Annotated in this window: 9 protein-coding genes; 6 read left to right on the top strand and 3 right to left on the bottom strand. The window is 73.9% G+C overall.

Translation table 11 applies throughout. From position 1 onward, the window contains the following. Positions 1-49 precede the first annotated feature (49 nt). Positions 50-625, bottom strand: coding sequence for a hypothetical protein (locus tag ACZ6X9_RS14130; protein WP_469778252.1), 576 nt, complete (start codon positions 623-625; stop codon positions 50-52). A 237-nt stretch (positions 626-862) separates the two neighbouring features. Between ACZ6X9_RS14130 and ACZ6X9_RS14125 the strand changes: the two genes are divergently transcribed. Next, positions 863-2,776 carry an APC family permease gene (locus ACZ6X9_RS14125; protein WP_469778251.1) on the top strand — a complete coding sequence of 638 codons (1,914 nt, stop codon included), beginning with the start codon at positions 863-865 and terminating at the stop codon, positions 2,774-2,776. Between the two features lie 222 nt (positions 2,777-2,998). Here ACZ6X9_RS14125 and ACZ6X9_RS14120 read toward each other — a convergent pair whose 3' ends face one another. Next, entirely contained in the window at positions 2,999-3,934 is a 936-nt protein-coding gene (locus ACZ6X9_RS14120; protein WP_469778250.1) for an oxidoreductase, read from the bottom strand. Positions 3,935-4,094: 160 nt separating this feature from the next. Here ACZ6X9_RS14120 and ACZ6X9_RS14115 point away from each other — a divergent pair, with 160 nt between their 5' ends. Both ACZ6X9_RS14115 and ACZ6X9_RS14110 read left to right on the top strand, forming a co-directional pair. Beyond that, positions 4,095-4,880, top strand: coding sequence for a TSUP family transporter (locus ACZ6X9_RS14115; RefSeq protein WP_469778249.1), 786 nt, complete (start codon positions 4,095-4,097; stop codon positions 4,878-4,880). 187 nt (positions 4,881-5,067) lie between these two features. Then, positions 5,068-6,030 (top strand): trypsin-like serine peptidase, encoded by a 963-nt coding sequence (locus ACZ6X9_RS14110; RefSeq protein ID WP_469778248.1) that lies wholly within the window; start codon positions 5,068-5,070, stop codon positions 6,028-6,030. A gap of 45 nt (positions 6,031-6,075) precedes the next feature. Here the strand turns inward: ACZ6X9_RS14110 and ACZ6X9_RS14105 are convergent, their stop codons facing one another. Continuing rightward, positions 6,076-6,759, bottom strand: a complete 684-nt coding sequence (locus ACZ6X9_RS14105; RefSeq protein WP_469778648.1) for a SanA/YdcF family protein — start codon at positions 6,757-6,759, stop codon at positions 6,076-6,078. 170 nt (positions 6,760-6,929) lie between these two features. Between ACZ6X9_RS14105 and ACZ6X9_RS14100 the strand changes: the two genes are divergently transcribed. The 3 genes from ACZ6X9_RS14100 (at position 6,930) to dnaG (ending at position 11,708) form a co-directional block, all read left to right on the top strand. Continuing rightward, positions 6,930-8,258 (top strand): deoxyguanosinetriphosphate triphosphohydrolase, encoded by a 1,329-nt coding sequence (locus ACZ6X9_RS14100; protein ID WP_469778247.1) that lies wholly within the window; start codon positions 6,930-6,932, stop codon positions 8,256-8,258. A gap of 158 nt (positions 8,259-8,416) precedes the next feature. Next, entirely contained in the window at positions 8,417-9,694 is a 1,278-nt protein-coding gene (locus ACZ6X9_RS14095) for an NAD(P)/FAD-dependent oxidoreductase (RefSeq protein WP_469778246.1), read from the top strand. A gap of 109 nt (positions 9,695-9,803) precedes the next feature. After that, positions 9,804-11,708: a DNA primase gene (gene dnaG, locus ACZ6X9_RS14090; RefSeq protein ID WP_469778245.1), complete on the top strand. Its 1,905-nt coding sequence runs from the start codon at positions 9,804-9,806 to the stop codon at positions 11,706-11,708. The last annotated feature ends 115 nt before the right edge of the window (positions 11,709-11,823 follow it).

The following is an 11,823-nucleotide window of genomic DNA, read 5'->3' as shown; positions in this document are numbered from 1 at the left end:
CGGGGGCTTGCCCCCGGGAATCGGCGAAGGGGAGGGACCGGGGCACACCTCACTCCAGCCCCGACACCCGCAGAATCCCCCGCACCCCCTCCCCGTCGATCCGGCTCCCCAGAGCCGCGAGCACCGCGGCCCCCTCCCGCAGCAACCCCCGCTCCGACGCCCTCCGGGCCCCCCGCTCCACCTGATGCCAGAGCAGCGGATTCGTCCGCAGCACCCGCGGGTCCAGCTCCACCCGGCCCCCGCCCACGTCGCGGAGGACGAGCCGGGGTGCCACGCCGTCCGACTGCCGTACGCGGGTGAGCAGATCGGTCCGTACGCGCCGTTCGCGGAGCAGGCCGCGGGAGGCCAGCCAGCCGTCGCCGGCGGTGACGCGGGGCGGCCGCAGGACCGCGACCAGAGCCACGCCGAGCGTGACCCAGCAGCACGCCCGTGGCGCGTCGAGCTCCCCGCGCAGCAGGTCGACCAGGGTGAGGAGGCCGCCGAGCGTCGTCCCCCAGCACCACGCCTCGCGGGCCTCGCGTCGCCAGCCGCGGTCGTGGGCGAGCACGTCGCCGGGGGCCGTGGCGGTGGGGGGTCCGGAGCGGGCCCCGTGTCTGCGCGTCCTTACCGTCGGTCGCCGTCCCATGGCGTGAGGTTAGGGCCGCCCGGTCCGTGATCCCGTCCCCGTTGACGCCAAGCTGACGGAAACGTGTCCGAACCTGACGACCTCCTGACGTCCTCTTGACAGTGCTCCGGTCAATATCCGTTAAAGGAACGCCAAGATGGCCACGTGAGGCGTCAAGAGACCGCCAAGAATCAGCGCCTTCCGGTCGCCTCCGGCGCAGGCTGAGCCTCCCACGTCACCACGGAGGTACGAACAGAGATGTCCACGCCGGCCCACACGGATGAACGGCCCGACGGGACCGGCGAGGAACCGCCGGATACCGGCGCCGCGACCGCGCGCGGCGATGCCACGACGGACGGGCGCGAGGACCACCGGGAGGAGCGGCACCGGCTCACCGCCCTCCAGGGCTTGGCCGCGCTGTCACTCGACGCGATGGCCTCCGTCGCGTACGGGCCGGAGTCGATCGTCCTCGTGCTGGCCGCGGCCGGCGCCCACGGGCTGGGCTGCACCCTGCCCGTCACCCTCGCCATCGCGGCCCTGCTGGCCGTGCTCGTCGCCTCGTACCGGCAGGTCATCGCCGCCTTCCCGGATGGCGGCGGCTCCTACGCGGTGGCCAAGCGGCACCTCGGGCGCCGCACCTCACTCGTCACCGCCGCCTCGCTGGTCCTGGACTACGTCCTGAACGTCGCGGTCTCCGTCACCGCCGGCGTCGCCGCCCTCACCTCCGCCTTCCCCGGCCTCCACGCCGACCGGCTGTGGATCTGCCTCGGTGTGCTCGTGCTGGTCACCGCGGTCAACCTGCGGGGGATCGCGGAGTCGGCCAAGGCGTTCACCGTCCCCACCGCCGTCTTCGTCGGCTCGATCCTCGCCATGATCGCCGTCGGGCTGTTCCGGGACGCGCCCGCGAGCACCGAGGCCGCCGCAGGACACGCGTCCGCGCTGAGCGCCGACGCGACCTCGGTCGGCGCCCTGCTGCTGCTCAAGGCGTTCGCCGCCGGCTGCTCCGCCCTCACCGGCGTCGAAGCCGTGGCCAACGCCGTTCCCTCCTTCCGCACCCCGCGCGCCCGCCGCGCCCAGCGCACGGAGGTGGCACTCGGCGCACTGCTGGGCGCCATGCTCATCGGACTGTCCGTGCTCATCGGCCGCTTCCACCTCCAGCCGGTGGAGGGCGTCACCGTCCTGGCCCAGTTGGCCGACGCGTCGCTCGGCCACAACTGGGCCTTCTACGTCGTGCAGTTCGCCACCGTGGTGCTGCTGGCACTGGCCGCCAACACCTCCTTCGGCGGGCTGCCCGTCCTGATGAGCCTGCTCGCCCGGGACAACTACCTGCCCCACGTCTTCGCCCTCAAGGCCGACCGCCAGGTGCACCGGCACGGCGTCCTCGCACTGGCCGCCGTCTCGGCACTGCTGCTGGTCTTCTCCGGCGGTGACGTCAACACGCTGGTGCCGCTGTTCGCCATCGGGGTCTTCGTCGGCTTCACCGTCTGCCAGGTCGGCATGGTCCGGCACTGGCGCGGGGAGCGGTCGCCCGGGTGGCGCGGCAAGGCCCTGCTGAACGGCTTCGGCGCGCTGCTCACCGGAGTGTCGGCCGTCGTCGTCACGGCCACGAAGTTCACGGAGGGCGCCTGGCTCATCGTCCTGGCACTCCCGCTCATGGTGCTGTCCTTCGAGGCGGTCCACCGCGCGTACGGCCGGATCGGCGACCGGCTGGAACTGGGCCGGGTGCCCGAACCGCCCCGCCGCTGCCACTCCGTCGTCGTCGTGCCCGTCTCCTCCCTCTCCCGGCTGACCAGCAAGGCCCTGACCGCCGCCGTCTCCCTCGGCGACGAGGTGGTCGCGGTCACCGTCACACAGCCCGACGCGGAGGGACGGCGGGCGGCGGAATCGCTGCGGCGCGACTGGGAACTCTGGAACCCGGGCGTCGACCTCGTCGAACTCCCCGCTCCCACACGCGCGTTGGGCCGCCCCATCGTCGACTACGTCCAGGAGCTGACCGGCCGGCATCCCGACAACCGGGTCACCGTGCTGATTCCGGAGGTCGAACCCGCCCGGCTGTGGCAGCGGTTGCTGCAGAACCAGCGGGGGGCGGTGGTCGCGCACGCGGTGCGGCGGGATACGGACGCGGTGATCTGCCGGTTGCGGTTCCGGGTGGAGGCGGCGGGGGGCCGCTGACGCGGAGGGTGCCCCGGTCCCTCCCTTTCACCGTTTCCTGGGGGCAAGCCCCCAGCCCCCCGAAACCGCGCTCCGCGCGGTTGTCCTCAAACGCCGGACGGGCTGGATGGTGCCTGAGCGGGCACTTCCAGCCCGTCCGGCGTTTGAGGACGAGCGGCGAAGCCGCGACAAGGGGGGCTGGGGCACAGCCCCAGGAATCGGCGAAGGGGAGGGATCGGGGCCTCACACCCCCGCCGGCCACCCGTACCGCACCCCCGTCAGCCGCTCCGACATCCGCCACAGCCCCTCCGACGCCCGATCGTCCCGCGTCCAGGGGGCCCGCGGCGCCCGCACCGGGGCGCCCCGCAGCAGCGGGCCGCCCGGCCCGATGAAGTCGTCCTGGCGGACCTCGGGAGCCGTCGCGGCGTAGAGCGTCGGCAGGGCGCCGTGCTCGGCGGGCTGCGCCACCAGGCGGGTGGCCGTGGCGATGAGGCGTTCGGTGCGCCGCCGGCCCGTCATCCGTACCGCGGCCGTCTGGAGGCCGGTCGCCGCGAATCCGGGGTGGGCCGCCGCGGCGACCAGCGGGGAGCCGTCGGCGGCGAGGCGCCGGGCGAGTTCGTGGGTGAAGAGGAGGTTGGCGCTCTTGGAGCGGGCGTAGGCGGTCCACCGGCGGTAGCCCAGGTCCATCTGCGGATCGCGTGGGTCGACCGTGCCCAGGCAGTGCATGAAGCTGGAGACGGTCACCACCCGCGCGCCGTGGCCGGCCTCCCGCAGGCGCGGCAGCAGCAGTCCGGTCAGCGCGAAGTGCCCCAGGTGATTGGTGCCGAACTGCGTCTCGAAGCCGTCGACCGTGCGCCGCCGCGGCAGGGCCATCACCCCGGCGTTGTTCACCAGCAGGTCCAGACGCTCCTCGGGCAGGTCCGCGGCGAAGGACCGGACCGACGCCAGGTCGGCCAGGTCGAGCCGGGCCGGGCGGACGGCCGCGCCGGGCACCTGCTGCCGCAGCAGGTCCGCGGCGGCCCTGCCGCGCGTCTCGTCGCGGCAGGCCAGCACGACGCGGGCGCCGCGGCGGGCCAGTTCGCGCGAGGTGACGAAGCCGATGCCGCTGTTGGCGCCGGTCACCACGGCCGTCCGGCCCTTCTGGTCGGGCATGTCGTCCAGGGTCCAGCCGTTCGTCACGTGCTCCTCCGCCCTGCCTCACCAGGCACATCAGGGGTGACCGCCACCTGCCGCACCCAGCCTAGGGGCCGGGACCGGCAACGGCCCGCCCGATACGGGAAGGGACACCGGGCGGGTGAGGAACCGGAGTTGACCCGTCCCCCGCCCGTACGATCCCGAGGTGACCCACGACATATCCCTGACCACACTGCTCCTGCTCTGCCTCGCCGCGGGCACCGCCGGCTGGATCGACGCCGTCGTGGGCGGCGGCGGCCTCCTCCAGCTCCCCGCCCTGCTGGTCGGCCTGCCGCACGCCGCGCCCGCGCACGTGCTCGGCACCAACAAGGCCGTGGCGATCTGGGGCACGGCCGCCGCCGCGGTCTCCTACGCCCGCCGCGCCCCCCTCGACCTGCGCACCGCCTTCCGGACCGGTTTCGCCGCGCTCGCGGGCTCGCTGGCAGGGGCGGTCTTCGCGGCCGGCATCGACAGCGCGGTCCTCCGGCCGCTGATCATGGTGATCCTGGTCGTGGTCCTCGCCTTCGTGCTGCTCCGTCCCGGCTTCGGCTCCGTCGCCGCGGCCGCCGGTCCGGTGAGCCGCCGCCGGGTGTGGACCGCGATCCTCGTCGCCGGCCTGGGCATCGGCTTCTACGACGGCCTGATCGGCCCCGGGACCGGCACCTTCCTCGTCCTCGCGCTGGCCGGGATCCTCCACATGGACCTGGTGACCGCCTCCGGCACCGCCAAGATCGTCAACGTCTGCACCAACGTCGGCGCCCTGGTCACCTTCTCGCTCCAGGGCGCGGTGCTGTGGTGGGTGGCCCTGCCGATGGCGGTCTTCAACCTGGCGGGCGGGACGCTGGGCGCCCGGATGGCGCTGAAGCGGGGGAGCGGCTTCGTGCGCGGGGTGCTGGTCGTCGTGGTGCTGGGGCTGCTCTGCAAGCTCGGTTACGACCAATGGGCCGCGTAGGACGGGGAAGGCGGGCAGGGCGGACGTCCGTTCGTGTGATCGGAGGGGACGGGACGGGACGTTCCGCCCCGGATGTGGTGGATGGTTGACGATCATTCGTACGCTGGTCATACACCGGATCGTCGGTCGTCCGACGGTACGGAAAACCGTCCGGTGCGCCGTTCGCGCCGGACGGTGCGGTTAGCCTGTGAACGACCTTCCGAACGTGGTGGGGGTGCCCGTGCGTTTTCCCCGGTGGAGCCGGGCCCGGTGGGGCCGGGCCACGCTGGCGGGACTCTATGTCGTCGTCCTGGCGGCGGCCGTCCCGCAGGCCGGCGGCCACGGGAAGGACCGCAACTGGACCAGTGAGCAGGCGCGACGCTTCTGGGGGCCCGACCCCACCCCGTCCGCCGGACGGGCGACGGCCGACGACGCGGCCGGCGCCGACGGCCGGAGCGAGGCGCAGCGGGTCACGGGCAGCGCGCGGCACTTCGGCGGGGTGCCGTCGGTGGGGGTCCTCTTCTACACCGGCGAGGACATGAAGAGTCATCACTGCACGGCCAGCGTCGTGCACAGCCCCAAGGGGAACCTGATCGTCACGGCGGGGCACTGCTCGATCGGGGAGGACGCCGCGTTCGTGCCGGACTACCAGCAGGGCGCCAAGGAACAGCCGTACGGGGTGTGGGCGGTGGACCGCACCTTCGTCGACCCCAGACGCACCGACACCGGTGAGGGCTCCGACCTGGACTTCGCCTTCGCCACCGTCCGGCCCGACGCGAAGGGCCGTCAGATCGAGCAGGTCACCGGCGCCAACCGGCTGGCCCGCACCCCCGGCTACGTCAACCGGGTGACCGTCATCGGCTACCCCAGCGCGGACGACGACCCGGCCGACGAGGCCATCCGCTGCACCGCCCTGACCAGCAAACTGGAGAGCCACCGCCAACTGAAGATGCGCTGCGACGGCTTCTTCTCCGGCACCTCGGGCAGCCCCTGGCTCGTCCATTTCGACGAGCGGACCAGGACCGGCGACCTGGTCGGCGTCCTGGGCGGGCTCAACGGCGGCGGCCCGGACGGCGACCGCTCGTCCCAGGTGTCGTACAGCCCCCTGAACGACGACGAGATCTTCCGGCTGTACGTGGACGCCATAAACAACCGCGAGCCCAAGCGGTAGCCGCCCTCCTTGAGAGGGCGCGTGCGCGCGCCTCCTGAGGAAGGCTCAGCGCTCCGCCGCCCGCAGGGCCCGGTCCACCCCCGGCTCGCGCGGCCCCAGGAACGTCGGCCCCGGCCGCACGGCCGCGTCCACCGCCGCCTTGCCGGCCGCCAGGATCTCCCGCGCGCCGGCCGCGTACCAGGTGCGGTCGCGCCTGGCCTCCACGGGCACCCCGTACGCGTCGATCCCGGCCGCGTCGCACAGCGCCACCGCCCGCCGGATGTGGAAGTCCTGTGTGACCAGCACCGCCTTGCGCACCCCGAAGACGCGCCGGGCACGGGTGCAGGAGTCCCAGGTGTCGAAGCCGGCGTAGTCGGCGACGACCCGGCTCTCGGGCACGCCGTGCGTGCGGAGGTAGGCGCGCATGGCGTCCGGCTCGTTGTACTGCCGGCGGCCGTTGTCGCCGGTGACCAGCACGACGCGGACCTTGCCCGCGCGGTAGAGGCCGACGGCGGTGTCGAGCCGGTGCGCCAGGTAGGGGGACGGCTTGCCCTGCCACAGGCCGGCGCCGAAGACGATGGCCACCGGGGCCGGCGGCACGTCGTCGGCGCTCCGCAGCCGCGACTCGGCGGCGGCGTGCACCCAGGTGACGGGCAGCAGGGCCAGCACGCAGGCCGCCATCACCGCCTGGACGGTCCGGCGCCTGCCTTTGCGGGTGGCGGGCAGCCGAAGGAACGGCCACTTTTTCATACACATGTTCGCCTCCCCCTTTCCGCAGGAAGGAACGCCGTGCGGGACCGCACGGTTCCACGAGCGCGCGGGCCGGACGGGGTGCGGACAGGCCGTACGGGCCCCCGGACCGGCGGGAACGGGCCGAGGGGCCCATGCCCATGTCCGACCCGGGGGCTACCGTCGGAGGTATGAACGGCTCAGCAGCAACCGCACGCGGCGAAGCGCCCGCCCTCGACGGCTACGACGCCCCGGACCTGGAGCGCTGGGTCACCGAGCCCGACAAGCGGCCGGGCCGCACCGCCTTCCAGCGCGACCGCGCCCGCGTCCTGCACTCCGCCGCGCTGCGCAGGCTGGCCGGGAAGACACAGGTCGTCACCCCCGGCGCCAGCGGGCAGGTGTGGGACGCCAGCCCGCGCACCCGGCTCACGCACTCCCTGGAGTGCGCCCAGGTCGGCCGGGAGCTCGGCGCCGCGCTCGGCTGCGACCCCGACCTGGTCGAGACCGCCTGCCTCGCGCACGACCTCGGCCACCCGCCGTTCGGCCACAATGGCGAGCAGGCGCTCGACGAAGTCGCCGGGCTGTGCGGCGGGTTCGAGGGCAACGCCCAGTCCCTGCGGCTGCTGACCCGGCTGGAGCCCAAGCGCTTCACCCTCGACCCCGAGACCGGCGAACCGGCCAGCGTCGGCCTCAACCTCACCCGCGCCGCGCTCGACGCCGCCACCAAGTACCCCTGGCCGCGCGCCGGCCACCCCACCGACCCCACCTCCGCCAAGTTCGGCGTCTACCCCGACGACCTGCCGGTCTTCCACTGGCTGCGGCAGGGCGCGCCCCCGCACCGCAGAAGCTTCGAGGCCCAGGTCATGGACTGGGCCGACGACGTCGCCTACTCCGTCCACGACGTCGAGGACGGCCTGCACGCGGGCCACCTCGACCCCAACGTCCTCGCCGCCGAACCCGAACGCCGCGAGATCTTCGCCGTCGCCGCCCGCCGCTACGCCCCCGGGGCGGACCCCGAGGAGCTGGCCGAGGCCCTCGACCGGCTGCTCGAGCAGGAGTGGTGGCCGCACGGCTACGACGGTTCGGCCGTCGCCCAGGCCCGGCTCAAGGACGCCACCAGTCAGCTCATCGGCCGGTTCTGCCTCGCCGCCGAGACCGCCACCCGCGAGGCCTGGGGGCCCGGCCGGCTCACCCGGCACCGCGCCGGGCTCGTCGTCCCGCACGGCACCCGGCTGGAGTGCGCCGTGCTCAAGGCCGTCGCCGACCGGTACGTCATCCAGCGCGAGGACCAGGAGAAGCTCCGCGCCGACCAGCGCGTCGTGATCGCCGAGCTGGCCGAGGCGCTGATCGCCCTCGCGCCCGACGGCCTCGACCCGCAGTTCCGCTCCCTGTACACCGCGGCGGCCGACGACGCGGGCAGGCTGCGCGCCGTCGTCGACCAGATCGCCGCCCTCACCGACGCCTCCGCGCGCACCCTGCACGCCCGGCTCACCGGAGGCCGGCCGCCGGCCGCCGGCTGAATCCCACGCATGACCTTGGGGGGAAGGGTGAGGGCCCGGGCCGCGGACGGTCCCCGGCGCGGCCCTCTTCCGGCGGCCCGCCGCGTGCGGGACGCTCACACTGGCCGTTCCGGCGATCGCACCGGGGACTCGAAGCACATCGAGCGAGGAGGCAGCAAGTGGTGGACGCGAACCAGACGTTCGTCATCGTCGGAGGGGGACTCGCCGGCGCGAAGGCGGCCGAGACCCTCCGCGCGGAGGGATTCACCGGGCGGGTGATCCTCGTCTGCGACGAACGCGACCACCCCTATGAGCGCCCGCCGCTCTCCAAGGGGTATCTGATGGGGAAGGACGAACGGGACAGCGTCTTCGTCCACGAGCCCGCCTGGTACGCCCGCGCCGACATCGAGCTCCACCTCGGACAGCCCGCCGTCCACCTCGACCGTGCCGCCCGCACGGTCCGGCTCGGCGACGGCACGTGCGTCCACTACGACCGGCTGCTGCTCGCCACCGGCGCCGAACCGCGCCGCCTCGACATCCCCGGCACCGGCCTCGCCGGCGTCCACCACCTGCGCCGCCTCGCCCACGCCGAGCGGCTGCGCGGCGTCCTCGCCGCCCTCGGCCGGGACAACGGCCACCTCGTCATCGCCGGCGCCGGCTGGATCGGCCTGGAGGTGGCCGCCGCCGCCCGCGGCTACGGCGCCGAGGTGACCGTCGTCGAGCCCGAGCCCACCCCGCTGCACGGGGTGCTCGGTCCCGAGCTCGGGCAGGTCTTCACCGACCTGCACGCCGAGCACGGCGTCCGCTTCCACTTCGGCGCCCGCCTCACCGAGATCACCGGCCAGGACGGCATGGTCCTCGCGGTGCGCACCGACGACGGCGAGGAACACCCCGCCCACAGCGTCCTCGCCGCCATCGGCGCGGCCCCGCGCACCGCCCTCGCCGAGGCCGCCGGGCTGGCCCTCGTCGACCGCGAGGACGGCGGCGGCATCGCCGTCGACGCCTCCCTGCGCACCTCCGACCCGGAGATCTTCGCCGCGGGCGACGTCGCCGCGATCGGCCGCCCGGACGGGACCGGCCGGCTCCGCGTCGAGCACTGGGCCAACGCCCTGCACAGCGGCCCGGCGGCGGCCCGGGCCATGCTCGGCAGGCCGGTCGTCTACGACCGGGTCCCCTACTTCTTCTCCGACCAGTACGACGTCGGCATGGAGTACTCCGGCTACGCGCCGCCCGGCTCCTACGACCAGGTGGTGTGCCGCGGGGACGTCGGCAAGCGCGAGTTCGTCGCCTTCTGGCTGTGCGAGGGCCGGGTCCTGGCGGGGATGAACGTCAACGTGTGGGACGTCACGGAGTCGGTTCAGCGCCTCATCCGGTCCGGCGCCCGTCCGGACCCGGAGGCACTCGCCGACCCCGGTGTCCCGTTGGACTCACTGGCCCCGGAGGCCGGAGCGTCCTGAGGGCGCGCCCCCGGGACGGGTCTCCGGGAACCCCCGAGATCCCCCGGAGATCCCCCGGTTCCGCCGGCCATGGGCCGGGCGTGTCACCGGCCGCCAGTAGACTTCACGCGTGGCAGGCAGGATCAACGATGACGACGTGAAGGCGGTCCGGGACGCCGTCCCGATCGACGCCGTCGTGTCCGAATACCTCCAGTTGCGCAACGCCGGCGGCGGCAACCTCAAGGGCCTCTGCCCGTTCCACGACGAGAAGTCCCCGTCCTTCCACGTCAGCCCGTCCAAGGGGCTGTACCACTGCTTCGGCTGCCAGGAGGGCGGGGACACGGTCGACTTCGTCATGAAGATCGACCACCTGTCGTTCACCGAGACCATCGAGCGGCTCGCCGCCCAGGCCGGCATCACCCTGCGCTACGAGGAGGGCGGCTACACGCCCGGCCGCCAGCAGGGCGAGCGCACCCGGCTGGTCGAGGCGCACAAGGTCGCCGCGCAGTTCTACGCCGAGCAGTTGGACGGCGCCGAGGCCGAGATCGGCCGGGCCTTCCTGGCCGGCCGCGGCTTCGACCAGGCCGCCGCCCGGCACTTCGGCGTCGGCTACAGCCCGGCCGGCTGGGACCACCTCACCCGGTTCCTGCGCGGCCGCGGCTTCACCGACAAGGAGCTGATCCTCTCCGGCCTCTCCCAGGACGGCCGGCGCGGTCCCATCGACCGCTTCCGCGGCCGGCTGATGTGGCCCATCCGCGACATCACCGGCGACGTCGTCGGCTTCGGCGCCCGCAAGCTCCGCGACGACGACAACGGCCCCAAGTACCTCAACACCCCCGAGACGCCGATCTACCGCAAGTCCCACGTCCTCTACGGCATCGACCTCGCCAAGAAGGACATCGCCAAGGGCAACCGCGCGGTCGTCGTCGAGGGCTACACCGACGTGATGGCCTGCCACCTGGCCGGCGTCACCACCGCCATCGCCACCTGCGGCACCGCCTTCGGCGGCGAGCACGTCAAGATCCTCCGCAGGCTGCTGATGGACAACTCCCGGGCCAAGGTGATCTTCACCTTCGACGGGGACGCGGCCGGTCAGCGGGCCGCCCTGCGCGCCTTCGAGGACGACCAGAAGTTCGCCGCGCACACCAACATCGCCGTCACCCCCGGCGGCATGGACCCCTGCGAGCTCCGGCTCGACAAGGGCGACGACGCGGTGCGGCAGTTGGTCGAGGAGAGCACGCCCCTCTTCGAGTTCGCCCTGCGTTCCGTCGTCGCCCGGCACGACGTCGACACCCCGGAGGGCCAGGCGGCGGCCCTGGAGGAAGCCGCCCCGATCGTCGCCCACATCAAGGACAGCTCCATCCGGCACCAGTACGCCGTGCGGCTGGCCGGGCTGCTGGGCATCCTCGACACCCAGTTCGTCGTCATGCGCGTGAGCCAGTTGGCCCGCTGGGCCCGCGAGCGCGAGGGCCGCGACGGCGGCCGGGGCCGGCAGACCCCCCGCGCGACGGCCCCGCGGCCCGCGGCCGCCCCCGCCCCCGCGGCCCCGCGCGGCCCCGCCCTCAACCTCCGCAGCCCCGCCCACCGCACCGAGCGCGAGCTCCTCAAGCTCGCCCTCCAGCGGCCCGAGCTGGTCGCCCCCGCCTTCGACGCCTACGGCGAGGACGAGTTCACCGCCCCGCCCTACGCGGTCGTCCGCCGCGCCATCGAGCAGGCCGGCGGCGTCGCCCTCGCCGACGCCGACTACCTCACCCGGGTCCGCGAGGCCGCCCCCGACGACACCGTCCGCTCCATGATCACGGAGCTGGCCGTCGAGTCGATCCACGCCCGGACGGTCGACGAGGTGTACGCCGGGCAGCAGCTCGTCCAGGTGCGGCTGCGGGCCGTGGAGCGGCGGGTCAAGGAGGTCCAGGGGAGCCTGATACGGCTCGGTGCGCAGTCGGCGCCGGATCATCTGGCGGCGGTGCAGAACGAGTTGTGGGTGCTGCAGCAGTACGGGAAGGCGTTGCAGGAGCGGGGCGCGGCGGCGCTTTAGCCCTGACGGGCGGAGTGCGGTGCGGCCCTGGGCGCACACTTCAGCCTGTCCGGCGTTTGAGGACAACCGCGCGGAGCGCGGTTTTCGGGGGGTGCGGGGTCCTCCCCGTAGAAAC

This window comes from Streptomyces sp. NPDC052910, from assembly GCF_055585605.1.
Note: the sequence above shows the minus strand (reverse complement) of the source record. Positions and strands in the feature narration are given on the sequence as shown.